Source organism: Paenibacillus sp. 01T47 (assembly GCF_056398245.1).
The window spans coordinates 516,497-542,680 of record NZ_JBFTPA010000003.1; the positions used below are offsets into that span (position 1 = coordinate 516,497).

The following is a 26,184-nucleotide window of genomic DNA, read 5'->3' on the forward strand; positions in this document are numbered from 1 at the left end:
TTGTTGAAGATCGTTTGATGCTTCCTATAAAAAACGCTTAGAAAGACTGGAAATCCGCGTATAAGTGCTAGCCTATGGCGAATAGACATAATTACAGTCTTGAGAGCGGTATGGCTCGTATGCTTTACCGTTTGACGCGGCGGTTTGTCATCTAGGAGAGATCTCACACTACACAAAGATTGCCGTATCTTTGTTCCAAAAGGAGGTGCACCTGTCATCGCATCCCGTTTCATTTCTTGCGGAGGACAGGAATCCAGTGATTGACCCATTACCGACCAGCTTGTCTCTGCTGCTTATTTTTGTTTTTATCATGATGAACAGTTTTTTTGTTGCTGCCGAGTTTGCAATGGTGAAGGTAAGAGGAAGCCGCTTAGATACAATAATCGCAGATGGTGATTCGAGAGCAAAGCTTGCCTCTCATATGACAGGCAATTTAGATGCTTATTTATCTGCGTGCCAGCTTGGTATTACGCTTGCTTCGCTTGGCCTCGGATGGGTTGGCGGTCCAGCTATTGCAAATGTGATCAAGCCTGCTATGGCTTTCATCGGCATTCGCAGTGAATGGTTTGTTCATACCTTTTCATTTTTGCTTGCCTTTATTCTCATTACGATGCTGCAAATAGTACTTGGAGAGCTGGCGCCAAAAACGATTGCAATCCGCAAAGCTGAATCCATTACGCGATTGACAGCGTTGCCGCTCGTTTGTTTTTATAAGATTATGTTTCCCTTTATTTGGTTATTTAACGGGGTAGCCAATTTGCTTCTTAGAAAAATTGGAATTGAGCCTGTGACCGAGAAGGATTCGGCGCACACGGAGGATGAAATTCGGATTTTGATGAAGGAGAGCCACAAAAACGGTTTAATAGATAATATGGAGCTAACGCTTGTTGATAACATTTTTGATTTTGCCGAGACGAATGCGCGTGAAATTATGATTCCTCGAACAGAAATGATATGCCTGAATACAAGCTGCACTTTAGCCGACAATAAAAAAATTGCGCTGGAGCAAATGCTGACGCGTTATCCGGTTTGTGAGAATGACAAGGACAATATCATTGGGTTCGTGCATATCAAGGATTTACTGAAGGACACGATGCACAATCTGCAGGATATAAGGCAAATTACGAGACCGATTACGACAGTACCCGAATCGATGCAAATTAGTACACTACTGAAGCTGATGCAAAAACGAAAGTCGCAAATTGCTATTTTGATTGACGAGTACGGCGGCACTTCCGGCTTAGTAACGCTGGAGGATATTATGGAGGAAATCGTCGGCGAAATTCAAGATGAATTTGACGAGGAACGAGAGCCTCTTGAGAAAAAAGACGACAATACCTACTCCATTAGCGGTCTCATGCTGATCGAGGAAGTCAACAGCTTCTTCAATCTCGATATCGAAACGGATGATTATGATACAATCGGGGGCTGGATGTATTCCAAAATAAACATACCTCCTGTCAATAATCAGCGTGTCGATCACGCTGGAGAATATGAATTCATTATTGAAGAGACGGATCATCTTCGGATCTCCAGGCTTCTGATTCGAAAGATTGGCGAGAGAAAAAAAGGACAGAACGGCCAATATTTTGGCTGAAAATGAACGTTTTAATCAAAAAAGCTGCCTAATGCATCATTAGCGGATGCTTCAGGCAGCTTTTCGTGTTGTTATGCTCGCTTTGCAAAATCAGCAGCAGGATCGACTTTCTTAACTTTATCGATCGTGCCTCCGCCAAGGCAAACGTTGACGTCGTAGAGTACGACAGCTTGTCCAGGTGTAATGGCTTTCTGAGGCTTGTCAAACACGATATGCGCGTTTCCATCTTCGCCAATCGTTACGCTGACGCCTTGATCGGGCTGGCGATAACGGAATTTGGCGGTGCAGCGAATGGTATCTCCGCTTTTTACTGGTAGAATCCAGTTCATTCCAGTTGCCGTCAAGCTCTCAGAGTAAAGGCTGGCATGCTGCTCTCCCTGTACAACATAAAGAATGTTTTTCTCCAAATCCTTGTCCGCTACGAACCAAGGCTCGCCGGAACCTGATCCGCCAATGCCAAGTCCTTGGCGCTGGCCGAGCGTGTAATACATCAGTCCGTCGTGACGACCTTTTTTCTCGCCGTTTCTAATATCAATCATATCGCCGGCTTGAGCGGGAAGATAGCCGCTAAGGAAGGTTTTGAAATTGCGTTCCCCGATGAAGCAAACGCCTGTGCTGTCTTTTTTCTTAGCGGTATAAAGGCCAGCTTCTTCAGCAATTCGGCGTACTTCAGGCTTCGGCAGATGCCCAATCGGGAACATCGCTTTAGCCAGCTGCTTCTGATTAAGAGCACTAAGGAAGTACGTCTGATCTTTATTTGAATCGACTCCGCGAATGAGCTTCGTTGTGCCATCCTCGGTACGTTCTACTTGAGCATAATGGCCTGTTGCCAAATAATCCGCTCCAAGCTCCAAGGCGCGCTGCAGGAAGTCGCCAAATTTAATCTCGCGGTTGCACATAACGTCTGGGTTAGGCGTACGCCCGCGCTTGTACTCATCTAGAAAGTAAGTGAATACCTTGTCAAAATATTGCCGTTCAAAATTCACGGTATAGTAGGGAATGCCAATTTGTTCACATACGCGGCGTACATCTTCAGAATCCTCTTCCGCCGTGCAATGACCGAATTCATCGGTATCATCCCAGTTTTTCATAAAAATGCCGACAACGTCATACCCTTGCTGCTTTAGCAGCAGTGCAGTGACGGAGGAATCGACGCCGCCTGACATCCCGACGACAACTCTTGTCGAAGCTTTTGGTTTTTCCATCGTAAACACCACCTTGCTTGAATCAAACATTTATTATTGTAACATAGGCTGCAAACTTTTTCATGAAGATGTCAACCTTTTTGCACACTCCGCCCGCTCGATATGTTAACATATAAGTGAAATGGGAATACAGAGAATTAACAACCAATGAGGAAGACACAATCATAAATCAATACTAAAAACAATAAAAGAGGTGCCACTTTGAAAATATCGACGAAAGGCCGTTATGGCTTAACAATTATGATGGAGCTTGCGGCTAAATTTGGTGAAGGCCCGACTTCGCTCAAGAGTATCGCTGAACGAAATCAGCTTTCCGAGCACTATTTGGAGCAATTAGTAGCACCCCTTAGAAATGCTGGTCTTGTGAAAAGTATTCGCGGAGCTTATGGCGGTTATATTTTATCGAAGGATCCGGAAACAATTACGTCTGGGGATATTATTCGAATTCTTGAAGGCCCGATTTCGCCTGTAGACTTTACAGAAGAAGACGATCCGGCTAAACGTCAGCTTTGGCTGCGCATTAGAGACAGTATTGCAGAAGTATTAGATTCGACTACGCTTGCAGATCTAATTAATTTCGAAGATGCTGGCAAACCTGATAGCTATATGTTCTATATTTAAGGAAGCCGACCTATGACAAATCATTATTTTGATCATGCCGCCACTACACCTATGCATCCGAAAGTCATCCAAGCGATGCTTGAGGTAATGCAAGGCTCCGGCGGCAATTCGTCTAGTATGCATGCTTTTGGAAGAGCGGCCAAGCATCAGTTAAATCGATCACGAGATCTCATTTCAGCAGCAATAGGCTGCAAGCCGGGACAATTATTATTTACCTCAGGTGGAACGGAAAGCGATAATGCCGCTCTAATTGGGGCTGCTAGAGCACAGCGTAAACGAGGCAAATCACATATTATAACTTCAGCGGGTGAACATCACGCTGTTCTTCATACATGCGAATGGCTGGTTAAGGAAGAAGGTTTCTCCCTAACCGTACTACCTATTGATAGCTTTGGACGAACATCACCAGAGCTTGTTCAAGAAGCCATGACCCCAGAAACAGGCCTTATTAGCATCATGCATGGAAATAACGAGGTTGGAACGATTCAGCCGATTGAAGAAATAGGGCGCATAGCTAGAGCTGGCGGTGCTGTTTTTCATGTGGATGCAGTTCAAGCTTTGGGCTCATTCGAGTATAGGCTCAATGAGCTGCCAGTTGATTTGATGAGCTTCTCCGCCCATAAGATCAACGGTCCTCAAGGTGTTGGCGCACTTTATGTGGCTAACGGTACGCCGATTGACGCTCTACAGCATGGTGGATCTCAAGAGAGAAAGCGGCGTGCAGGGACAGAAAATATTGCGGGGATCGTCGGGTTTGCTGCCGCAGTTGACATTTGTGTGAACGAGCGAGAAAATAAGCAACTTTTTATGGACGAGCTTCGTAAGAGATGGATAGAACTGCTTCACAACCATGTTGAAGTGCCTATCGTTATAAATGGCTCGGAGCAGCACTATTTGCCGCATATCGTAAATATCAGCTTTATTGGTGTCGATACGGAAACGATGCTCATGAATTTGGATATGGAAGGTATCGCAGCAGCAAGCGGTTCTGCTTGTACCTCCGGCGCGCTTGAACGCTCACATGTACTTCGAGCAATGCAATTGCCCGAGGAACAAATTAATTCTGCTGTAAGATTTAGCTTTGGTTTGGGGAATACTTTGGAGGAATTAGAAGATGCCGCACAAAAAGTTGGAACAATCGTGAGGCGTATTCGTAATAACTACTAGGAGGACTCCAGCTAAGCGTGATCAAACTTCAACGGCTTATTGGACTACCCGTAATCGTTATCCATTCCGGCAAACTTGTTGGAACTGTCAAGGACGCCTGGTTCGATGAGCATTGGCAGCTGAAAGGGCTAATACTCGATTGTCCCAAGTGGTTTGCTTCCTCCGTAAAAATAGTGGAGTGGACTCACGTGATATCTTGCGGAGAGGACACCGTTATTATAGCAAGTGAAGCAGCGATCGTTCGGATGAAGTCGAAGCAATTGCTACGTTCTTATGACACAGGATTAGTGAAATTAAAGGATCTGCCCGTCGTAACTGTACAAGGTATTCAACTTGGCAGAGTGTCGGATGTTTATTTTTACCCAAAAGAGGGTACACAAATAATAGGCTACGAGCTTACGGACGGTTTTGTTTCGGATCTGATGGAAGGGCGCAGATGGCTGAAGGCGCCGAGTGATCCGGATAGCGTATTACTCGGGGAAGACGCGATTATTGTTCCTGCTGTCAGTGAAGCGGAATTGGAGCCTGTCGCAGCTTCCAATTTCAGAGGATAGGGAGAAATGAAAGATGATGAGATGTCCGAATTGTAATTCGAAAGATATCGGAAAGATCGGTTCCCACCAGTTTTATTGCTGGGGCTGCTTCATTGAACTGACGGTTAACGGCGACAAAATGTCGGTTTACCAAGTGGAAGAGGATGGCACGTTAAGCTCACTCGACGACTTGTTCTTTGAGGAAGAAATTACACAAGTTCACGTCAACTGACGTGCGTTGCTATAAACTTGAATATCAAAAGACGGTCTTCGGCCGTCTTTTTTTTGCTGTTATAGGATGATTTAGGGCGCTTGTACATATACTGAACTAGTTCGGCTTGTCTTGCTAAGAGCGAAGCGGATAAAGAAAGTTCGGGGGTGAGGACGGTGGAGCGCTTTACGAAGAACCGTCTGTTTGTCTGGCTGGTTTACATCATATTGGGTCTGCTTGCGATTTATCTTATGCTGCTTATAAAGCCGCTTATTGTGAACGTATATGTGTTTGTAAAAGCCGTTTTTGCTCCATTTATAATCGCGATGATAATTTCTTATGTGCTGAATCCGATCGTTACGATGCTGCATGACCGGAAGGTTCCTAGGACGATTGCCGTGCTGCTCATATATGCAGTGTTTTGTGCAGTCATTACGGTGATTCTCGTTAACTTGATTCCAATGTTCATCGAACAAGTACAGGAAATCAATCGTCATGTGCCTGAGCTTTCCATGCGTGCTCAAAATATCGTCACGGACATTAACAACACTTCTTTTTTACCGGAGAGTATTCGAAGCGGGCTTAATAAGTCACTTTTGCATATGGAAAAAAAGCTGTCGGAGAGTTTGTTCAACTTTGTTAACAATATTGGGTCCATGTTAAATGCAGTGTTTATCGCGTTCATTATTCCGTTTCTCGCCTTCTATATATTAAAGGATTTTGATGTGTTTGAAAGAACGGTCATTACGTATGTACCCAAATCACATCGCAAAAACACGGTCAGGCTGCTTAAAGATATCGATACGGCACTCGGCAGCTATATTCGCGGACAGTTTTTGGTTTGTATTATCGTTGGCGTGCTTGCTTATTTCGGGTACCTGTTGATCGGTATGCCTTATGCGCTGCTCCTTGCCGGCATCGTTGCGATAACGAATGTCATTCCGTATCTCGGTCCTTTTTTTGGAGCCGCACCTGCAATACTAATGGCATCTACGGTTTCCATTAAGATGGTCATCCTTGTCGCGATTATCAACACCCTGTGCCAAATACTCGAAGGCAACGTAATATCTCCACAGGTGGTAGGCCGTACGCTCCATATGCATCCCTTGTCGATCATTTTTGCATTGCTGGTCGGAGGGGAGATTGCAGGCATTGTTGGCATGATTTTGGCGGTTCCTATTTTTGCAGCCTGCAAAGTGATCATTCAGCATATGTTCGCCTACTACGTGCGAAGAAAGATTATTTGACAGGCGGATAGGCTGTGGCTATAATTTTAAAATAATCAAGTGTCAATTATAAGGGAATAAATCGTTGATGAAATGAAGTAAGCCAATGCCCGTTAGCCAGAGAGAAAGCTTCTTCGCATTTGCTTTTCGATAAGCAGCCGCGTCGGTTGAGAGAGCTTTTATAACGAAGAGTGGCCGAAAGCTATTTTCGGAGTGTGAATGAACTTCACCGGTTGGACCCGTTAATGTCTAATGAAGGCGATTGCTCTAGCTGTTTGCAGCGAGGCAATAACCAGGGTGGTACCGCGATTCTATTCGTCCCTGTCAATGACAGGGGCTTTTTTTGTGTTTTATCATTTGAAGGGGGCTCATCCTAATGAAAGCTAGTGAAATTCGTGCAAAATGGCTTGCATTTTTTGAAAGCAAAGGCCACAAAATTGAACCAAGTGCATCGCTTGTACCGCATAATGACCCGTCCTTGCTATGGATTAATGCAGGTATGGCGCCGCTAAAGGCTTATTTTGACGGACGCATCGTTCCAGAAAACCCGCGTATTACGAATTCACAGAAGTGCATTCGTACGAATGATATCGAAAACGTAGGCAAAACCCGCCGTCATCATACGTTTTTCGAGATGCTGGGCAATTTCTCGATCGGTGATTACTTCAAGGAAGAAGCTATTACTTGGGCATGGGAGTTTCTGACTGAGCCAAAATGGATTGGTTTTGATCCTAATCGCTTGTCGGTAACGGTATATCCAGAAGATGTAGAAGCATTCGAGTTCTGGAATACGAAAATTGGCCTTCCTGCTGAACGGATTTATAAGCTGGAAGAAAATTTTTGGGATATTGGCGAGGGCCCTTGCGGACCTTGTACAGAAATTTTCTATGACCGCGGCGACAAATATGGCGATCTTTCGGACCCAGAATGCTGGCCAGGCGGTGAGAACGAGCGTTTCCTAGAAGTTTGGAACGTTGTATTCTCACAATTCAATCATAATAAAGACGGCAGCTACACGCCGCTTCCAATCAAAAACATCGATACAGGTGCAGGACTTGAGCGTTTTGCTTCTATATTGCAGGATGTGGATTCGAACTTTGATACGGATTTATTCCGTCCAATTATCGACCGCACTTGTGAAATTGCGAAAGTAAGCTACAAAGTGAATGAAGAGCATGATGTTGCGCTTAAAGTTATTGCCGATCATATTCGTACAGTAGCGTTCGCAGTAGGTGATGGCGTAATGCCTTCTAACGAAGGCCGTGGCTACATCATTCGCCGTTTGCTTCGCAGAGCTGTTCGTTACGGAAAAACAATCGGAATCGACCGTCCGTTTTTGCATGAGCTGACTTCAATTGTTGGCGAAGTTATGGGCGTTTATTATCCAGAGGTTGTAGAAAAGCGTGAATTTATCGAGCGGGTTATCCGTACGGAAGAAGAGCGTTTCCATGAGACATTGTCCGATGGACTATCTATGCTGTCTGATCTGGTAGCTGCTGGTACGAAAGCTGGCCAAAAAGAGATTAATGGCGATGATGCATTCCGCTTGTATGATACTTACGGCTTTCCTTTCGATTTGACGGAGGACTTTGCTTCAGAAAATGGAATGACGGTTGATCGTGCTGGATTCGACGCAGCCATGGAAGCACAGCGCGACCGTGCCCGCGCAGCTCGCCAAGATACTGGAAGCATGAAGGTTCAAGGCGGACCGCTCGGCGATTTCACGGTTAAAAGTGAGTTTGTTGGCTATAATGAACTGGTAACTGAGTCCAAAATCATTGCCATTGTTCATGAGGATCTGTTGGTTGAATCGGCTCCAGAAGGCAGCAAAGTCGTTGTAATATTGGATCGGACACCTTTCTATGCAGAAAGCGGCGGACAAATCGGAGATACAGGAACGATTACGGGCAACGGCTTTACGCTGCAGGTTGAAGAAGTAACCAAAGCACCGCACGGTCAAAGCGTCCATCATGCTGTTGTTACCTCAGGTACTGCTCGTACAGGTGAAGCAGTAGAGGCGAGCGTTGCTAGAGCTGTACGCGATGACATTATCAAAAACCATACGGCAACGCATTTGCTTCATAAAGCGCTCAAAGAAGTGCTTGGCGATCATGTCAATCAAGCGGGCTCTTCGGTAGAGGCTGAACGCCTGCGCTTCGACTTCTCGCACTTTGGCAGTATAACTGCTGAAGAACTAGTGACGATTGAACGCCGCGTCAATGAGCAAATTTGGCTCGGAACTCCAGTATCCATCGAAACGAAATCATTGAATGAAGCTAAAGCGATGGGCGCGATGGCGTTGTTCGGCGAGAAATACGGCGATGAGGTTCGTGTGGTTCAAGTTGGCAGCTATAGCTTGGAGCTATGCGGAGGCTGTCATGTAAGCAATACATCGCAAATCGGATTGTTCAAGCTGTTAAGCGAGAGCGGTATTGGGTCGGGTGTTCGAAGAATTGAAGCCGTTACGGGTAAACATGCGTATAACTATTTAGATGGTCAGCTTGACCTGCTTAAGCAATCGGCTGCACTTCTGAAATCAAATGCAAATGATGTGCCAAAACGGATTGAAGCATTGTTCGGTCAAGTGAAGGAATTCTCTCGCGAGAATGAATCACTTCAAGCGAAGCTGAGCCGGATCGAAGCAGGATCACTTGAGCAAAACGCGAAAATAGTGAATGGCATTACTGTCCTTTGCGCAAAAGTGAATGCTCCTTCAATGGACGCGCTTCGCGGCATAGTTGATGAATTGAAGCTGAAGCTGGAGTCAAGTGTTATCGTGCTTGGTGCGATTTCGGATGACAAAGTGAACCTTGCAGCTGCCGTTTCTGCAGATTTAATTAAAAAAGGTTTCCATGCGGGCAAAATTGTAAAAGAAGCTGCAATTCATTGCGGCGGCAGCGGCGGCGGACGCCCAGATATGGCGCAAGCAGGCGGAAAAGACACAACGAAGTTGGATGAAGCATTGAAACTTACAGAAGAACTAGTTCTTAATCAAACAAATGTGATATGATATGAGTGTATATCTCATTGAAATGCGGTTTGGAAAGCGAGGTGCTGGCGATGAGTTCCATGGACAAAACAATGAAATTTAACGTGAAGGCGGAGGGGGTTGAATCTTCTCAAGACATTCTGCTATCCGTGCATGAAGCGCTTCTAGAGAAAGAGTATAATCCGATTAACCAGATCGTTGGGTATTTGCTGTCCGGAGATCCCGCGTATATTCCGCGGCATAACAACGCCAGGAGTTTAATTCGCAAGAAGGAACGAGACGAATTAATCGAAGAGCTTGTCCGGTTTTATCTAAACCATAAGAAACAACAAGCGTAAACGGCTAAAGCCCCCCTTAGGAGGCTTAGCTATCGTTTCGCAGAGAAATATAAGCAGTTTATAAGCAGATAAACTTATAAATTCTTATATTTTAACTAATGAGGCAGGAGCCGGACAAGACATGAGATTGATGGGACTTGATTACGGTGACCGCAACATAGGAGTTGCTGTCAGCGACGCTTTTCGTTGGACCGCGCAAGGAACTGGTGTTATTGAACGAAGGCGAGACCATAGTGAGTTTGACCGCATTGCCGATCTGGTTAAGGAGCATGAGGTTAGTGAAATTGTTGTTGGTCTTCCAAAAAACATGAATGGCACCATCGGTCCACGTGGAGAAATTTGTATAGAATTCGCAGAACAGATTAAGCAGAAACTAAACATACCTGTTCACCTTTGGGACGAAAGGCTGACAACGGTAGCTGCCGAACGAACGCTTATTGAAGCGGACGTCAGCCGGAAGAAGCGAAAGCTTGTAATAGACAAAATGGCGGCAACGCTTATTTTGCAAAATTATCTCGATTCTAAAGCGAAAAGGTGAGGGTAAACATGACAAATGAAGAGTTGGAATTCGAAGAGCCGGAAATTATTTATATCCCGGATGAAGAAGGAAACGAAGAGGAATTCGAAGTCATCATGAAATTTGAAGTTGATGGTTCCGATCAGAAATATATGATGGTAGTTCCGCTTCATGGAGAAAATGACGAGGAAGATGAAGTATATGCTTTCCGTTATGAAGAAGAAGGCGATGACCTGAAGCTGTATACCATTGAAGATGAAGAAGAATGGAATATGGTTGAGGAAACGTTCAACACTCTCCTTGGTGAGATGGAGGAAGAAAATTAATGTCCGGCACAGAGCATGAAGCACCTAAGAAGCTGAATACGCTACGAGCGGCATTCGGCAATGAAATTGAGCTTGAAGCAGATGACGGCAGCGTAGAGGTATACGATATTAAAGCTGAGTTTCAGCTAGGGGATCGCATTTATGCAGCCCTGCAATCGGATCCGATGCGTGGCGAGGATGATGTTGAGCTATTCCGCGTCATTCAAGTCGATGGTGAACCGCAGCTGGAAAACATCGAAAACGATGAAGAGTGGGAAGCTGCATCAGAAGCGTACGATGATTTATTGTTTGCTACTGACGAGCGTCCATAAAACGTCGTCTAATGTATATGCATCTAACGAGAGAGCGGCCAATAACCGCTCTTTTGTTCCATGTTTAGCGTTAATTACTCAAACATGCGGTTGTAATTCTCTTCATTGACCTGTTTAACAGCATTTTCAGCTGAGCCACCATAGGATGGTCTCAGCCATTTCGCCTGCGCAAATCGATATACCGAAAATGATGCATTATAAAAAAGGGGGTCTAATTTTGGACAAGTCATCACAGCACCTTGAGCAACAATCATCATCGGGACCGAGGAAAAGCCGCATTACATTATGGGTTATTTTAAGCTTGTTAGGAATTATGATTATAGGTGCTGGAAGCGTTGCTTTATATGTGTGGAGCAGCTTGAAGCCAACAGCTGCTGGTGCGGTTCAGAAGATTGATATTCCAAGAGGAACATCAGCGAATGAGGTTGCAGAATTACTGGAAGAGCAAGGGATTATTAAAAATGCATTTATATTTAAATATTACTTGAAGCTTAAGGATCAAGGCGGCCGCTTTCAGGCGGGACTTTATGAGCTGAACCCCGGCATGAATAATGAAGCCATTATAGCCAAGCTAAATGCTGGCGACACCGTAGAAGCAGAAACGATTCGATTCACGATTCCTGAGGGCTTTACCGTATTGCAAATTGCTGACAAGCTTGCTCAAGAGAAATTGATCAACAAAGAAAAGTTTATTGGATTAATTGCATCGGAAAACAATTGGGGTGATGCGGAGGCTGTTCGCTCCATTCCCAATAACGATAAGCTGCATCAGCGTCTTGAAGGTTATCTGTTCCCTGAAACGTATGAGATGAAAAAAGAAAGCACAGAAGAAGATATTATTAAACGGATGGCGCTTGAACTCGACCGGAAGCTTGCTGAGCTTCCAGAGGGCTGGATGGAAGTGCTTGAAGAGAAAAAAATGTCCTTTCATGATATGCTGACAATCGCGTCGCTTGTAGAGCGTGAAGTCGTTGTGGACGAGGAAAGAGCTCTCGTATCGGGCATTATTTACAACCGGATTGCCGATGGCATGAAGCTGCAAATTGATGCTACCGTTCAATATTCATTAGATAAGCCAAAGGAACGTCTTTACGAGAAGGATTTGCTCGTAGACAGTCCTTATAACACGTATAAGGTAGAAGGTTTGCCGCCTGGACCTATCGCAAGTCCAAGTCTTAAGTCGATTGAAGCGGCTATATATCCGGAAGATACGGAATATTTTTTCTATGTAACCAAGAAGGATGGAAGTCAGACTCATTTGTTCGCAAAAACATATAAAGAGCATTTGAAAAACATCGAGAAAAGTAATCAGACGGCTGGGTAGTCATAACGATTAGATAGGAAACGAAGCTTCACGGTGTTTTTAAGGAGGATCAAGTATGGCGTACAAGCCGGAATTGTTAGCTACCGCTGCATCTATAGAAGAGCTGGAGAGGCTCATGGCAGCAGGCGCGGATGCTTTTGTCATTGGCGAAGCACGCTACGGTATGCGATTAGCAGGAGAGTTTAACAAAGAAATGATAGCGCAGGCCGTAAAGCTCGCTAAGCCTAAGGGTGTGAAAATCTATGCTGCCCTTAACAATCTTATGGATAATGAAGCAGCGGATTCATTAAATGATTATGTATCCTCGCTTGCTGAAGCTGGCGTTGATGCACTAGTATTCGGCGACCCTGCGGTCTTAATGGCTGCTAGGTTGCATGCCCCAGGCATGGCGCTGCACTGGAATGCCGAAATGACCTCAACTAATTATGTTACAGCTAATTATTGGGGCCGCAGAGGTGCGACTAGATATGTGCTCGCACGCGAACTCAATATGGATCAGGTTTGCGAGACAACGGCTAGTACAGAACTTGAGGTTCAAGTACATGTGCATGGGATGACGAATATTTATCATTCAAAGCGTTCGCTTGTAGAGAGCTATATGGAGCATCAGTCGGAGACGGATCGGCTTCCGGAGAAAGACAAGGATCGCGGGCTTTATGTGATGGAAGCGGAGCGGCAGGACGAGCGTTATCCAATCTACGAAGATGCGAACGGCACTCATATTATGAGCTCGGATGATGTTTGTATGGTAGAGAACCTTCATGAGCTGCTGGATGCTAAAGTAACCAGCTTGAAGATTGAGGGATTAATGAAATCTACCGAGTACAACGAAATTGTTGTGCGCTCATATCGGCAAGCAATCAATGCCTATTTGGCTGATCCAGAGGGCTACATTTTCCAAGAGGAATGGCTTGACGCGATTAAGAAAGTCCAGAATCCGCAGCGAGAGCTGAGTTTTGGCTTCTTCTTCAAAGAGCAAGTCTATTAATATGTTAATGCTTACGAAGTGAGTTTTGCTTCGCAAAACCAAAGTTAATGCTTACGAAGTGAGTTTTGCTTCGCAAAACCAAAGTTAATGCTTACGAAGTGAGTTTTGCTTCGCAAAACCAAAGTTAATGCTTACGAAGTGAGTTTTGCTTCGCAAAACTTAGGAGGTACACATAGTGACAACAATTGAGAAGACGACACCTCGCTATCAAGGCAAACGCCATCGGCTGGACAAGCCGGAGCTGCTCGCACCAGCCGGAAATTTAGAGAAGCTGAAATTTGCGATTCATTACGGAGCTGACGCGGTTTATATCGGCGGTCAAAAGTATGGCTTGCGCTCCAATGCAGACAATTTCAGCTTTGAAGAAATGAAGGAAGGCGTTGAGTTCGCCAACCGCTATGGTGCAAAGGTGTTTGTCGCGACAAATATATATGCGCACAATGAGGATGTAGAGGGACTTGAAGACTACTTGCGCAATCTAGAAGCAGCAGGAATCTCAGCTATCATTGCCGCAGATCCTGCCATTATTGAAACGGCGCAGCGAGTAGCTCCTAAGCTTGAGGTTCATTTGAGCACGCAGCAATCTACGCTGAATTGGCAGGCTGTGCAGTTCTGGAAGGAAGAAGGCTTGCCGCGCGTTGTGCTGGCCCGTGAAACGAGCTTTAAAGACATTGCAGAAATAAAAAAAAATGTTGATATTGAGATCGAAGCGTTTATTCATGGTGCGATGTGCTCATCTTTCTCTGGTCGCTGCGTGTTGTCTAATCATTTTACGGATCGTGACTCCAATCGTGGAGGCTGCTGTCAGTCATGTCGCTGGAAATACGATTTGTTTGTTGACGATATGCCAATGTACCCGGAAGAAGAAGATAAGTTCACAATGGGCTCTAAAGATCTATGCATGATTGAATATTTGCCGGAGCTTATCGAAGTTGGCGTTGACAGCTTCAAAATCGAAGGACGAATGAAAAGCATTCACTATGTGGCGACAGTCGTTAATGTTTATCGTCAAGCGATTGATGCGTATTTCGCTGATCCTGAGCATTTCGAGCTGAAGCAGGAATGGGTGGATGAGATAAATAAGGCTGCCAACCGTCCGCTAAACACTGGATTTTTCCTTGATACACCGGGTGCGGAGGATCATATTTATGAGCCAGAGGAAAAAGCAGCGCCATATGATTTTGCTGGAGTAGTCGTAGATTATAATGATAAAACGGGTTTTGCGATCGTGCAGCAGCGCAATCACTTTAAACTAGGACAAGAAATCGAATTTGTTGGTCCGAAGGGTACTTTTTTCAAGCAAACAGTAACCGAAATTACGGATACAGATGGCAATGCGCTTGAAGCGGCTCGCCATCCTTTGCAGCATATTCGCATTCGTACGTTAAAGCCGGTTAAACCGATGGATATGATGAGAAAGAAGATCGGGAAGAAGTAAATAGGCAAAACATGACTAGAGTCTTATTTTTTTAGAAAATAAGACTCTTTTTTTTGTATTTATTATTATGAAATGACAAGAATGTGTCGATATAAAATAATATACTGTAAATCTACTGTAAATACATATTTCGGCAAGATGCGCTAGCAGCAAACGTACTATTTTGGACTTACAATATTAAAGGCGGTGTCTTCCCTCATGGAAAACCAAGAAGAACAAAAAAAGAAGAAAACAAAGAAACAGAAACAGGAAAAAGAGCAAAATAGCACAAACGAAATTAAGTCAGGTACAAGTATGAAAGCGTCATCAAAAATGCAATCTTTATCACAAGCAGCAAAGGCAGCGACGTTATCTGTAAAAAGCACAAAGCTGTCAAGCCCGATTAAATCAGTAGGAACGAAGCTGTTTACGATTATCTTTTGCAGCATTATCGCGTGTGTATTGACAGTAGGTCTAATGGCTTATTCAAAGTCGAAGTCGATTATTGAAAATAAAGTTTCAGAAGCGAGCTTTCAAACGATCAATCAGGTTGCAAACAATATGGACGTTATTTTCAAGACGTATGAAGATTTATCGCTGCAAATATTAATTGATAAAAGCTTCCATGAAATTGTAAGGAAAATGCTTGACGGCGATGACGATTTCAGCAAGTTTGAGGCATCGCGTAATTTAAGCGACAAAATGCAATCTTACGTTATGGGTAATAATACGATCGTTTCCATGATGCTGCTGCCTGTAAATCCGAAATTGACGGTTGTAACATCCGGCCGGGCAACCACCGGCACTGCGGAGAAATTAATGAAAACAGCATGGTTTATGGAAACTGTCGAAAATGCGGGGAAAACAAACTGGATTCCGCCACAGCCTGAAGGCATGTCAGATCCAGCGGGTGCGCCAACTATAGGCTTGAGTCGACTCATTAAAGATATAACTTCAAGTGAAGCATCTTATGTACTGCTGCTGGAGGTGCAAGCCTCGACGCTTGCGAAACGCTTCGAAGAAGTTAACCTTGGTGAAGGAAGCCAGCTTTCAATCGTGAATGCAAACGGTGAATATATTACAAATAATGATCCAGAATTGGTAGGCAAGCCAGCGAGTATTACATTCCCAACCGAAGGCGATAAAGCGCTTGAGGATTCGTCGAAAATGAAAACGACAAACGGTGCTGAGGTTTTGGCTACATACAAAACATTCGAAACGATGAACTGGAAGCTGCTAGGCACGGTACCGGTAAAAGAACTAGTAAAAGATGCTAAAGCGATTCAAAATTTGACATGGATTACGGTAGTTATCGCAGCACTTATTGCAATTGCAATCGGTATTCTCGTAATTATGACGATTGCACAGCCACTGGTTAAGCTTCGCAACCTAATGACTGAAGGAGCAAGCGGCAACCTGACCGTACGATCTGTCATGAAAAAACGCCAAGATGAAATTGGTGAGCTAAGCGACAGCTTTAATCTTATGATGACACAAATAACTGCTCTTGCAGTACAGACGACAAGATCAGCTGAGGATGTACTGGTTACAGCTACTGAGCTCGGAGATGCTTCTCGGAAAACAGCTATTTCTGCTAAGGAGATTGCAGTCGCAACAGAGGAGATCGCGGGAGGAGCAACAAGCTTGGCTGTTGAAGCGGAGCGAGGTTCTGACCTTACAGGAAACATCGATGTTCAAATGAAAAAAGTTATTGCAGCCAACGAACAAATGGTGAACTCTGCGCAAGCCGTTGAGAAGGCAAGTGAGCAAGGAACAAACTATATGGGCGTACTTATTCAAAAAACGAGCATGACAGAAGAAATGACCCGTTCTATGGTAGAGAAGGTTGATGCTTTGAAGGAAAGCACGGGCTCAATCGTAAAAATCCTAGACGTGCTCAACAGCTTAACGAAGCAAACGAACATCTTGTCATTGAATGCGACGATTGAAGCTGCTCGCGCTGGCGCAGCAGGAAAAGGCTTTATGGTCGTTGCCGATGAAATTCGCAAGCTGGCGGATCAAAGCCGCCAATCCATTGACGTTGTTGGTCAAATCACGGAGAAAATTAGAGGCGAGATTGACGAGACCGTTCATGTTTTGTCCGATGCTTATCCGTTATTCCAAGAGCAAATCGGTTCTGTAAAAGAAGCGAATCAAATTTTCTTAACCGTTTCTGGCCAAATGGGAGAACTAGTTAAGAAGCTGGATCTTGTTACGGATTCAATCGGGCAATTGGATGAATCGCAAGTCGTATTAGGCGAAGCGATGACTAACGTGAGTGCAGTAGCTGAAGAATCTTCCGCTACATCAGAAGAAGTCGCATCACTTAGCACAGAACAGTTAAGCATTAGCGACGGTATGGTGCGCTTGTCGGAGAAGCTGGATACGGTGTCTCGTGAGCTCAAGGATTCACTTTCTAAATTTAAAATTAATTAGCAATCACGGTATCCTATTAAATTGATAATTTTGAAGGAAGAGCTATTCAGGCAGTTAATGCTGAACAGCTCTTTTTTTTGTTGTAGAAAATAGAATGGATGTTTGAAGGAGAGCCGCGGAAGGAGATAATGAACGTATAACAACGATTCCAGCGCTCATTAAACATTAGGCAGCATTAAAAAGGAGCTTTCGCAGGATGAGAACAGGACATGATTAAACGAATAACTATGGCTGCTTGTTTCATTAGTTTAATAATGATGTTTTATATTGGCCGCTTAGCTTGGATTCAATTGATCCCTGGAAGCTCTTCTTCAGCGGTCCTTTCTCCACTGGCAAACCGGGGAGGATGGCAACGGCTGTCAGTTCAGCAGCGTCAACGAAACTTGGTGCTGGACACAGGCAGAGGTGACTTTTATGATCGCTATGGAAAACCGATAACAGGTGAAACTTACTCGGCCGTTGCCTTATTTCCCGTACGGGCAGAGCTACGTGGTCAAGAAAAGAGTTTAGCTGAGCTTAGCCGCTTACTAGGCGTAACCACGGAGCAGCTGCAGCAGAAATGGGATGCTGTGCGAGAGCCTGTGTTTTGGAAGGCTGATGGGATGCAAGCGCCTTTGCGACTGACAAATGATCAAATTACCCGCCTAAAAAAACTTGAGCTAAACGGTATACGTGTGCTTCCTTATCGCAATCGCTATTTGCCGGATTTTGATGCGAAGCATCTGATTGGCTTTACAAGCCAGCATCCTGAGTGGCTGCAGACTAACCATGCGGAAGATCTCGTAAGTGGCAAAAGAAAGCTAGTAGATCAGGTTGGCGGGTCGGGTCTTGAGAAATCGCTGGACAAGCTGCTGCATGGAGTAGGGGCTACTTCTGTTTCCTACTTCCTGGATGGACGTAATGCTCCTATGCACGGCCTTGATATGCGGATTACGCAGCCTGGCAATCGATATTATCCTCTTAAAGCGATGACGACGATTGATTTGCAGCTGCAAAACGAAATCGAAGCGTATGTGGATGCACAAGGCTTGCAAGAGGGAGCAATCGTTGTGCTGGATGCGAGCAATGCGGATATTGTAGCGATGGTATCACGGCCGCAATTGAAGCCAGGACAGTTCCAAAGCTCCGACGGCAGCGAGTGGGCTAATCATGCAATCAAGGCAGTCGCTCCCGGCTCTGTGTTCAAGCTTGTTGCGGAAGCAGCTGCGCTGGAAGCGGGTGTAGTGAATCAGCATGAAACGTTTTTTTGCAATGGTGAATACGGCAAATATGGCTTATCCTGCTGGAAGGAAGGTGGACACGGCCGCTTGACACTCCAAGAGGGCTTGGCGCAATCATGCAATATTGTGTTTGCAACGCTGGCTGAGCGGCTTGAAGCTAGGCAGTTGAAGCGGACCGCGGGTTTGCTCGGGATAGGGCAGCAAGCGGGCTGGCATCGCGATGAAGCTTTTGGCCCCTTTACATCGCCTCTGAGACTGCTTGAGGAGGAAGATCGCGGACAGCTGTTTGCAGCCGTTAAGAGTAAGCTCGCTTGGAATAACGGCGTTGAGATGGGTGAGAATGAGCACGAGAGTGAACATGAGATTGGGAATGGGCATGTGAATGAGAATGAGAATGGCAGTGGCAATGACAATGAGAATGGAAATGGCAACGGTAATGGCAGTATTAATGGCAGTGGCAAGGGTAATGGCAGTGGTAATGGCAAGCGTAATGAGAAGCGGAGCGGGAAGTTTGACGCGGCGCAGCAAGCGCGGGAAGAAGCAGCCATGCTGGATGGCGTCGATGGCGGCGTGCTCGCGCAAAGCGCGCTTGGGCAGCGTGATGTAAGGATGTCGCCGCTGCAAGCGGCAAATCTGATTGTAACGCTGCTGAATGAGGGGCGCGTAATGGAGCCGCGCCTAGTGAGTGAAATCCGCTATGCCAACGGCCAGCGGATGGTGAAGCTGCCCGCGCAGCGCGCGCAAGCGATCCGTGGCCGGATTAAACCGGCCACGGCGCATGCGCTGCTGCGCGGCATGCAGGCGGTCGTCGACCATGGAACCGGTCGATCGATCCGCCAAGGGCTGTGGGCGATTGCCGGCAAATCCGGCACCGCCGAAACGACTCATGCCGGAATCGCCCGCAACCACCAGTGGTTTGCGGGCTACGGCCCGGTCAAAGCTCCACGATACGCGGTAGCCGTCCTCGTGGAGAACAAGCCGCCTGGAAGCTCGCACCAGGCGACTAAGCTCTTTCGCGGCGTCATGGATATCGCCGCACGCCATTCCAAATAAAATGAGCCACCCCATTGCAGACGAATCAACGTTCGTTTGCAATGGGGTGGCTCTGTTTTATTTGCGTATTATTGTTCCTTGATGTCCTTGTTATTTATTTTCACCGATATACTATCAGCGTCGTCCGGCTTGTCCGGAGGGTTGTCGTATTCCCCCTGCGGAGCATGAATCCAGCGGTGGAGATACCCTTGATCATACAGCGCTTTGATTAAGATCATAAGAATAGGTGATAATATGACACCTGCGACGCCAAAAAGCGATAAGGATACAATCATGAAAGCGAGCATTGTAAAGGCGGATACGCCTAAGGAGTCGCCTGTAATTTTTGGTTCAAGAATTTGGCGTGTAAGCACAACTGCGAGAAAGAGGACGGACAGCCAAATGGCAAGCGAGACTTTGCCGACAATAATTAAGTAAATAATCCATGGGATAAAAATAGTGCCTACGCCTAGCAGCGGCAAAATGTCGAAGATAGCGGATACGACTGCTATGACAAAAGCATTTTCTACGCGCAGCAGAAGGAGCGCGATCAAAATAACGACAAAGGTGATACTAATCATCTTGGCTTGCGCTTTAATATATAACGCGATTCCTTTAAATACATTGTTTCTAAGGAAGAAAAATGCCGTTTTGAAGGTGTTTGGCGTTTTGTCCTCGGCCGTCTTTTTCCAAGTCGTAATTTCGATGCTTAAGAAATAAGCTAATATAATCCCGACTACAAAATTAAAGATGAAAGTTGAGAAGGATGTGACGTACCCGATGATGCTAAGCAGTACAGTCTTTCCAAACAATGCCAAGGTTGAAGAAGCACCTTCAATGAGGTCTTTGGAGCGCTGAACCAAATCCAAATCTGCGGGCAGATTCCCAAATCTGGTTTGCACCTCTTCTGTCAGATTAGCGATTTGAACAGCGAGCATTTCTTGATATTTCGGGAAGTTGTTAACGAGCTCAGTTCCTTGCTTCGTAATTAGATAAGCAGCGCCTGAGAAGGCGGTAAGTAAAATTAAAGTGAATAGCAGAATCGAAATGCCGGAAGCGATCGATTTTTTCATGCCAAGCTTATTTAGACGCCTTGCCAGCGGCTCGATACATAAGAAAATGAGAAAGGATAAAAATATAGGCGTTGCGATTCGGTACAAATAGCTGAATGAAAACATAATTAAATAGACAGTTAGTGCAATGAGTGCGATGTCAAAGGCGGTTCGCCAATACTTTTTGTAAAAGGGCAGCATAATGTTTCTCCTTCTTTTTCCATATTCATATTTCCATAAAGATTGTACTATAGTTTTTAAAAAGATGCCTATTTTTAATTGCGTTATGCTACAATTAATACTACTGTTGTTGTTTTGTACCGCTATTTATTCGTCGACTAAATCATATAACGGTGGGGAAAACAAAATGGAAAATTTGCTGTTATGGGGATTATACGTAGCATCCTTCTATGCGTTTCTTCCTGGCCTCATTAGCCGTACTTTTGGCTTTCGTGTTTTTAAGAAGGGCCGTGTGGGAAACGAAATATCTTTAACGTTCGATGATGGGCCAGATGAGATCTATACGCCGCAATTGCTCGATCTTCTTGCCCGCTACAATGCGAAGGCAACCTTTTTTGTTGTCGGCTCACATGCCGAGGGGCAAGAAGAGCTGCTGAAGCGGATGAAGGATGAGGGTCACAATATTGGTGTCCATAATTACGTTCACAAATCGAACTGGTTAATGCGTCCGAGGACGGTTAAGCGCCAAATCGAGCGTACGCTTGACATTATTGAGCATGCTACGGGAGTGCGATCGACTTATTATCGCCCGCCATGGGGAATCGTAAATGTATTCGATTATGCGAACCTAGGCCATTTGCAAATTATTTTGTGGTCGGCAATGTTCGGTGATTGGCGGATACGTTTAGGGTCAGAACGATTGAAAAACCGGATGATGAAAAAGCTTCGGCCAGGTGAAGTCATTCTATTGCATGATTGCGGCATGACCTTTGGGGCGGACAAGGATGCACCGAGAAATATGCTTACGGCACTTGAGGCTTACTTAGAAGAAGGTACGAAGCAAGGTTTCCGCTTTGTTGGCATTGAAGAAATGATGAAGCGATCTGAAGCAGCGCGTGCTGCTCATACATCACTCTTAAAGAAAGCGATGATATCGCTTTGGCTGACATGGGAGCGTCTTTTTCACGTCGTTTTCCGTTTGAAGACCGTTGGTGATGTGAAGGATGCAGCATTTCATTACCGGGTGACCACATACACTGGTCAGGACATTGAATTAGCAGAGGGAGGACGCGTCTCAAAGGGAGACCGTATTGCAGAACTGCATTTTGACAACAAGAAATTGTCGATGATTGCAGCAACCTCAAAATCCCCTGTAGCTACAGGTATTCGTATGCTGCGTGAAGTGGAGCAAGCTCTTCCACTGCTCGCAAATCAGCTTGCTGAAGATACAGATGCGAATGACATCAAAGCGGTATATGGGGTTACAATGATCCATCGCGGGGCTGATCGATTAGGATTTGAAATATTTCAGCTGCCTGAGGGCTGGTTTGCCAGATCATCGCGTGTGTACTTGCGTGTATTGATTAAAGTATTAACGAACACGAAGCAGACTTCTCAGAGCAAGAAGAAAAGAGAACTGATCTCGCCGCGTATGCTGTTAATGCCCGTCGCAACGATTAGGTCCTATGCAACGGCACAGCTGAACATGATTCAAGATATAAGCCAGACAGTAGAGAGAACTTTAAACGCAGCAGCCGACGAAGCTGCGCAGTTAGGTACAAAAACAACAGCGATTTAATGTTGAGATATAAATGACATTTATCCAAATGAATGTTAAATAAATAAAGGAGTGCAGGCTGTTTCCAGCCTGCACTCCTTTTGTTTAAATATAAGAAAAGTTATCTATTGCTCCAACTTATCTTTTCGGTCAAAGCTGCTTCAGCATCCAGAGGATGCTGAAGGCGATAACTACATTTTCATTACGCCGCCCGTGCTGGCAGATGTAACAAGGTGAGCGTAGCGAGCCAAGTAGCCGCGCTTGATTTTTAGCTCGAAGCCTTTCCATTCGGAACGGCGTTTCTCGAACTCTTCGTCGCTAATAAGAAGATCCATCGTACGGTTGTTCATGTCGATCTCGATGATATCGCCGTCTTGTACGAAAGCGATAGGGCCGCCTTCAGCTGCTTCAGGAGAAGCGTGGCCGATGCTGATGCCGCGAGATGCGCCGGAGAAACGTCCGTCTGTAATGAGGGCAACCTTAGCGCCGAGTCCCATACCTACGATTTGCGAAGTTGGTGCAAGCATTTCTGGCATACCTGGGCCGCCGCGTGGTCCTTCGTAACGAATGACTACGACATGACCTTCTTTGATTTTTCCGTTAGCGATGCCGTGAAGCGCTTCGTCTTGGGAATCGAAACAGATAGCAGGACCTTTGTGGTAGCCGCCAACGGACTTGTCAACTGCACCTGTTTTGATAATAGCGCCGTGTGGAGCCAGATTACCAAATAGTACAGCCAAACCGCCGCGTTCTGTATGCGGGTTGTCGATGGTATGAATAACATCGGTGTCTTGAATTTCACAGCCAATAACATTTTCACGAAGCGTTTTGCCAGTAACGGTGATGCAGTCACCATGCAATGCGCCTTCTTTCTTGAATAGCTCATTAAGGACAGCACTTACGCCGCCTGCATTATGCACATCTTCAATGTGATAATCGGATGCAGGAGCGATTTTTGCCAAATGCGGTACGCGTTCAGCTACTTCGTTAATACGCTCAATTGGGTACTCGATTCCAGCTTCATGCGCGATTGCTAGCGTGTGAAGAACTGTGTTTGTTGAGCCGCCCATTGCCATATCTAGAGCAAATGCATTGTCGATTGTATCTTTTGTAACGATGTCGCGAGGTTTGATGCCTAGCTCGATGATTTTCATCAATTGGCGAGCAGCGTCTTTAACGAACTCTTTGCGTTCTGGAGAAACAGCAAGAATCGTGCCGTTACCAGGCATTGCAAGTCCCATGCCTTCTGCCAAGCAGTTCATGGAGTTTGCCGTAAACATACCGGAGCAAGAGCCGCAAGTCGGACAACCGAATTGTTCAAGCTCCATCAGTTGATCGTCATTGATTTTACCAGCTTGGTGAGCGCCTACGCCTTCAAATACGCTGGAGAGTGAAATTGAACGACCATCGGATGTTTTACCGGCTTTCATAGGTCCGCCGCTTACAAGCATAGTCGGGATATTGACGCGAAGTGCGCCCATGATCATGCCCGGTGTAATTTTGTCACAGTTTGGAATACAAACCATACCGTCGAACCAGTGAGCATTTACGACTGTTTCAATGGAATCGGCAATAATTTCACGGCTGGCAAGTGAATAACGCATACCGATGTGACCCATTGCAATACCATCATCAACGCCAATTGTGTTAAATTCGAAAGGAACGCCGCCAGCTTCACGGATCGCTTCTTTAACGAGCTTGCCGAACTCCTGTAGATGAACGTGACCAGGAATAATATCAATATACGAGTTGCAAACCGCGATAAACGGCTTGTCGAAATCTTCCTCTTTTACGCCTGCGGCGCGAAGCAAGCTGCGATGCGGTGCGCGGTCGAATCCTTTTTTGATCATGTCTGAACGCATTCTTTTGGCCGCCATGTAAGTTCCCCCTATATGCTTATTAAAATATCAATACTCTCGATTTTATCACAACGGACAGGCGTTGGCTATAACGTCAGCCGAAAGGCGTTTCGCAAATAAATGTTAAAAAAACATTAAAAATGGCTTAAACATTGTGATATTCCGTGAAACAATAGGACATGATGCAGGTTATTCATGTATAGTATGCTCATTGGTAACGATGAGAATAATTTGAAGATGAATAAGGAGGCGCTTGAAATTGGAAAGAAGAGTATTAATTGTTGATGATGAGCGGGAAATTGCCGATCTTATAGAGATCTATTTGAAAAATGAAGGGTTTATTACCGAAAAGGCGTATGACGGGGAGCAGGCGCTGCTTGCTTATGCGCGAGATCCGTTTGACTTAGTCATCTTAGACATCATGATGCCGAATATGGATGGGCTGGAAGCTACGAGGCGGCTCAGACGCGATCAATCGGTCCCTATTCTAATGCTCAGTGCAAAAGCAGAGGATATGGATAAAATTATGGGGCTGATGACCGGTGCAGACGATTATATGATCAAGCCGTTTAATCCGCTTGAACTTGTGGCTAGGGTACGCTCTTTACTGAGAAGATCCTATCAGTACAGCGGCCAAGCAAGTGCGAATAACGGGGCGCGACTAGATAAGGAACTTCGCCTTGGACCGCTGCGGATCGATAAGCTGAGCCATACGGCTGAAATAGACGGCAATCCGCTGCATCTAACTTCTACTGAGTTCGGCATTTTGCATTTGCTCGCTGGCCAGCCTGGTCGCGTGTTTAGTGCGGAGGATATTTTCCAGCAGGTGTGGAAAGAAAAATATTTTGATTCCAACAATACGGTAATGGTCCATATTAGCAAGCTCAGAGATAAGCTGGAGAAGGAGCTTGGAGATAAGATGATCATCACGGTCTGGGGGGTTGGCTATAAAATTGAAGGATAACATTGCATTAAAGCTTGTCTTCCGTTCGTTGCTGAATATCGCGATAAGCGCCGTGCTAGCGGCCTTTTCACTGTATATCCTATTAGGGTTCGGAATGTGGCTTATCGATAATGTAAGGCCAATGAGAGTTTTTTATCAATTCATTGATAGGTTTGATCGACGGCTTGTGTATGGTGCTGCGGGCATTGTAATGTCTCTTTTTTACTACATCATTCTCCAGTGGAGCTTATTTCATTATCTCGGTCAAATGAATAAGACGGTTCGCGGCATTGCTGACGGTACCTATGATATGGATTACAAAATCGAAGTGCGGAAAAGAAATATATTTGGTCCTATGGCAGCCAATATGAACAGCTTGGCAGGAAGGCTCCATCATGCGCTCGTGGAAGAGCGGAAGGCAGAGCAAACCAAAAACGAATTGATCACGAACGTTTCCCATGATTTGCGAACACCTTTAACGTCAGTGCTTGGGTATTTGGGACTTATTGAGCAGGATCGTTATCGAGACGAGGTAGAGCTGCGCCACTATGTTCAAATCGCTTATGAAAAATCGATGCGGCTGAATGTCCTCATTAATGATCTTTTTGAATATACGAGAATGAGGCATGATACGACTGCGCTTAAAGTAACGAATTTTAATTTAATCGAAATGCTCGGACAGCTGCTTGTGCAGTTTCGTTTGCCGCTGGAGGAAGCGGGAATGCAGAGCAAGCTGGTGACAGATAAAACGTCAGTCATGATCAAGGGAGATGCAGCCAAGCTTGTGCGTGTATTCGAAAACTTGATAGTGAATGCCATGAATTACGGCAGAGACGGCAAACAGGTCGTTGTGACTGTTCAGTTGGAGGGCAGTGCAGCCGTTATCGAGGTTATTAATTTTGGTGAACCGATTCCAATGATGGACATTCCTCATATTTTTGAACGATTTTATCGCGTAGACAAATCAAGAACACAGTGGTCTGGCGGTTCCGGCTTAGGGCTTGCCATTGTCAAAGGCATCGTTGAAAAGCATGAAGGTACGATTTCGGTTACGAGTGATTCGGAGCAAACGGCATTCCGTATAACATTGCCGATTATTAATTAATAATTAAGGGTTTCTTATGGTTTGTTTAC

22 protein-coding genes are annotated in these 26,184 nt (G+C 45.3%); 19 read left to right on the top strand and 3 right to left on the bottom strand.

The features are described 5' to 3' along the window. Positions 1-256 precede the first annotated feature (256 nt). Positions 257-1,597 carry a hemolysin family protein gene (locus tag AC1DOV_RS09670; protein WP_441875838.1) on the top strand — a complete coding sequence of 447 codons (1,341 nt, stop codon included), beginning with the start codon at positions 257-259 and terminating at the stop codon, positions 1,595-1,597. A gap of 71 nt (positions 1,598-1,668) precedes the next feature. Here the strand turns inward: AC1DOV_RS09670 and mnmA are convergent, their stop codons facing one another. Beyond that, positions 1,669-2,802, bottom strand: a complete 1,134-nt coding sequence (mnmA, locus tag AC1DOV_RS09675; RefSeq protein ID WP_441875841.1) for a tRNA 2-thiouridine(34) synthase MnmA — start codon at positions 2,800-2,802, stop codon at positions 1,669-1,671. Between the two features lie 201 nt (positions 2,803-3,003). Here mnmA and cymR point away from each other — a divergent pair, with 201 nt between their 5' ends. The 15 genes from cymR to AC1DOV_RS09750 all read left to right on the top strand — a co-directional run bounded on the left by cymR (position 3,004) and on the right by AC1DOV_RS09750 (position 19,479). Next, positions 3,004-3,423, top strand: a complete 420-nt coding sequence (cymR, locus tag AC1DOV_RS09680; RefSeq protein ID WP_054027272.1) for a cysteine metabolism transcriptional regulator CymR — start codon at positions 3,004-3,006, stop codon at positions 3,421-3,423. A gap of 12 nt (positions 3,424-3,435) precedes the next feature. Beyond that, positions 3,436-4,590, top strand: coding sequence for a cysteine desulfurase family protein (locus tag AC1DOV_RS09685; RefSeq protein ID WP_339207912.1), 1,155 nt, complete (start codon positions 3,436-3,438; stop codon positions 4,588-4,590). 17 nt (positions 4,591-4,607) lie between these two features. Then, positions 4,608-5,144, top strand: coding sequence for a PRC-barrel domain-containing protein (locus AC1DOV_RS09690; RefSeq protein ID WP_083682557.1), 537 nt, complete (start codon positions 4,608-4,610; stop codon positions 5,142-5,144). Between the two features lie 13 nt (positions 5,145-5,157). After that, a complete protein-coding gene (locus AC1DOV_RS09695) occupies positions 5,158-5,355 on the top strand; it encodes a hypothetical protein (RefSeq protein ID WP_054027275.1) in 198 nt (65 codons plus the stop codon). A gap of 155 nt (positions 5,356-5,510) precedes the next feature. Further along, positions 5,511-6,581 (top strand): AI-2E family transporter, encoded by a 1,071-nt coding sequence (locus AC1DOV_RS09700; RefSeq protein ID WP_076270816.1) that lies wholly within the window; start codon positions 5,511-5,513, stop codon positions 6,579-6,581. A 355-nt stretch (positions 6,582-6,936) separates the two neighbouring features. Continuing rightward, the gene (gene alaS / locus AC1DOV_RS09705) at positions 6,937-9,570 is read left to right on the top strand and encodes an alanine--tRNA ligase (RefSeq protein ID WP_477528158.1); all 2,634 of its coding nucleotides are present in this window, start codon (positions 6,937-6,939) and stop codon (positions 9,568-9,570) included. Between the two features lie 50 nt (positions 9,571-9,620). Further along, complete coding sequence (locus tag AC1DOV_RS09710; RefSeq protein ID WP_076270873.1) at positions 9,621-9,887, top strand: IreB family regulatory phosphoprotein; 267 nt, start codon at positions 9,621-9,623, stop codon at positions 9,885-9,887. Between the two features lie 121 nt (positions 9,888-10,008). After that, positions 10,009-10,425 carry a Holliday junction resolvase RuvX gene (ruvX, locus tag AC1DOV_RS09715; RefSeq protein ID WP_076270814.1) on the top strand — a complete coding sequence of 139 codons (417 nt, stop codon included), beginning with the start codon at positions 10,009-10,011 and terminating at the stop codon, positions 10,423-10,425. An 8-nt stretch (positions 10,426-10,433) separates the two neighbouring features. Further along, the gene (locus AC1DOV_RS09720) at positions 10,434-10,730 is read left to right on the top strand and encodes a DUF1292 domain-containing protein (protein ID WP_076270813.1); all 297 of its coding nucleotides are present in this window, start codon (positions 10,434-10,436) and stop codon (positions 10,728-10,730) included. After that, entirely contained in the window at positions 10,730-11,041 is a 312-nt protein-coding gene (locus tag AC1DOV_RS09725) for a DUF1292 domain-containing protein (protein ID WP_054027280.1), read from the top strand. The genes AC1DOV_RS09720 and AC1DOV_RS09725 overlap by 1 nt, the downstream gene beginning before the upstream one ends. A gap of 217 nt (positions 11,042-11,258) precedes the next feature. Beyond that, positions 11,259-12,365, top strand: a complete 1,107-nt coding sequence (gene mltG / locus AC1DOV_RS09730; protein WP_441875860.1) for an endolytic transglycosylase MltG — start codon at positions 11,259-11,261, stop codon at positions 12,363-12,365. 55 nt (positions 12,366-12,420) lie between these two features. Continuing rightward, a complete protein-coding gene (locus tag AC1DOV_RS09735; protein WP_441875863.1) occupies positions 12,421-13,353 on the top strand; it encodes a peptidase U32 family protein in 933 nt (310 codons plus the stop codon). 175 nt (positions 13,354-13,528) lie between these two features. Beyond that, the gene (locus tag AC1DOV_RS09740; RefSeq protein ID WP_339207918.1) at positions 13,529-14,791 is read left to right on the top strand and encodes a peptidase U32 family protein; all 1,263 of its coding nucleotides are present in this window, start codon (positions 13,529-13,531) and stop codon (positions 14,789-14,791) included. Between the two features lie 198 nt (positions 14,792-14,989). After that, on the top strand, positions 14,990-17,206 hold the full coding sequence (locus tag AC1DOV_RS09745) for a methyl-accepting chemotaxis protein (RefSeq protein ID WP_477511677.1): 2,217 nt from the start codon (positions 14,990-14,992) through the stop codon (positions 17,204-17,206). A gap of 209 nt (positions 17,207-17,415) precedes the next feature. Then, positions 17,416-19,479, top strand: a complete 2,064-nt coding sequence (locus tag AC1DOV_RS09750) for a peptidoglycan D,D-transpeptidase FtsI family protein (RefSeq protein ID WP_477549782.1) — start codon at positions 17,416-17,418, stop codon at positions 19,477-19,479. A gap of 68 nt (positions 19,480-19,547) precedes the next feature. Here the strand turns inward: AC1DOV_RS09750 and ytvI are convergent, their stop codons facing one another. After that, positions 19,548-20,711, bottom strand: coding sequence for a sporulation integral membrane protein YtvI (gene ytvI, locus AC1DOV_RS09755; protein ID WP_441875872.1), 1,164 nt, complete (start codon positions 20,709-20,711; stop codon positions 19,548-19,550). A gap of 166 nt (positions 20,712-20,877) precedes the next feature. Between ytvI and AC1DOV_RS09760 the strand changes: the two genes are divergently transcribed. Further along, positions 20,878-22,269: a polysaccharide deacetylase family protein gene (locus tag AC1DOV_RS09760; protein WP_477549783.1), complete on the top strand. Its 1,392-nt coding sequence runs from the start codon at positions 20,878-20,880 to the stop codon at positions 22,267-22,269. 170 nt (positions 22,270-22,439) lie between these two features. Here AC1DOV_RS09760 and ilvD read toward each other — a convergent pair whose 3' ends face one another. Further along, positions 22,440-24,125 carry a dihydroxy-acid dehydratase gene (gene ilvD / locus AC1DOV_RS09765; protein WP_076270807.1) on the bottom strand — a complete coding sequence of 562 codons (1,686 nt, stop codon included), beginning with the start codon at positions 24,123-24,125 and terminating at the stop codon, positions 22,440-22,442. A 241-nt stretch (positions 24,126-24,366) separates the two neighbouring features. Here ilvD and AC1DOV_RS09770 point away from each other — a divergent pair, with 241 nt between their 5' ends. Together AC1DOV_RS09770 and AC1DOV_RS09775 are read left to right on the top strand one after the other, a co-directional pair. Beyond that, positions 24,367-25,071 carry a response regulator transcription factor gene (locus AC1DOV_RS09770; RefSeq protein ID WP_339207922.1) on the top strand — a complete coding sequence of 235 codons (705 nt, stop codon included), beginning with the start codon at positions 24,367-24,369 and terminating at the stop codon, positions 25,069-25,071. After that, entirely contained in the window at positions 25,061-26,155 is a 1,095-nt protein-coding gene (locus tag AC1DOV_RS09775) for a sensor histidine kinase (RefSeq protein WP_441875879.1), read from the top strand. The genes AC1DOV_RS09770 and AC1DOV_RS09775 overlap by 11 nt, the downstream gene beginning before the upstream one ends. Positions 26,156-26,184: the final 29 nt, after the last annotated feature.

What these genes read in the sequence shown, in the direction of transcription:
- mnmA (WP_441875841.1), bottom strand. Translation starts at nt 2,802, where the DNA reads ATGGAAAAACCAAAAGCTTCGACAAGAGTTGTCGTCGGGATGTCAGGC.
- AC1DOV_RS09685 (WP_339207912.1), top strand. Translation starts at nt 3,436, where the DNA reads ATGACAAATCATTATTTTGATCATGCCGCCACTACACCTATGCATCCG.
- AC1DOV_RS09695 (WP_054027275.1), top strand. Translation starts at nt 5,158, where the DNA reads ATGATGAGATGTCCGAATTGTAATTCGAAAGATATCGGAAAGATCGGT.
- alaS (WP_477528158.1), top strand. Translation starts at nt 6,937, where the DNA reads ATGAAAGCTAGTGAAATTCGTGCAAAATGGCTTGCATTTTTTGAAAGC.
- AC1DOV_RS09710 (WP_076270873.1), top strand. Translation starts at nt 9,621, where the DNA reads ATGAGTTCCATGGACAAAACAATGAAATTTAACGTGAAGGCGGAGGGG.
- ruvX (WP_076270814.1), top strand. Translation starts at nt 10,009, where the DNA reads ATGAGATTGATGGGACTTGATTACGGTGACCGCAACATAGGAGTTGCT.
- AC1DOV_RS09720 (WP_076270813.1), top strand. Translation starts at nt 10,434, where the DNA reads ATGACAAATGAAGAGTTGGAATTCGAAGAGCCGGAAATTATTTATATC.
- AC1DOV_RS09725 (WP_054027280.1), top strand. Translation starts at nt 10,730, where the DNA reads ATGTCCGGCACAGAGCATGAAGCACCTAAGAAGCTGAATACGCTACGA.
- AC1DOV_RS09735 (WP_441875863.1), top strand. Translation starts at nt 12,421, where the DNA reads ATGGCGTACAAGCCGGAATTGTTAGCTACCGCTGCATCTATAGAAGAG.
- AC1DOV_RS09745 (WP_477511677.1), top strand. Translation starts at nt 14,990, where the DNA reads ATGGAAAACCAAGAAGAACAAAAAAAGAAGAAAACAAAGAAACAGAAA.
- AC1DOV_RS09750 (WP_477549782.1), top strand. Translation starts at nt 17,416, where the DNA reads ATGATTAAACGAATAACTATGGCTGCTTGTTTCATTAGTTTAATAATG.
- ytvI (WP_441875872.1), bottom strand. Translation starts at nt 20,711, where the DNA reads ATGCTGCCCTTTTACAAAAAGTATTGGCGAACCGCCTTTGACATCGCA.
- AC1DOV_RS09760 (WP_477549783.1), top strand. Translation starts at nt 20,878, where the DNA reads ATGGAAAATTTGCTGTTATGGGGATTATACGTAGCATCCTTCTATGCG.
- ilvD (WP_076270807.1), bottom strand. Translation starts at nt 24,125, where the DNA reads ATGGCGGCCAAAAGAATGCGTTCAGACATGATCAAAAAAGGATTCGAC.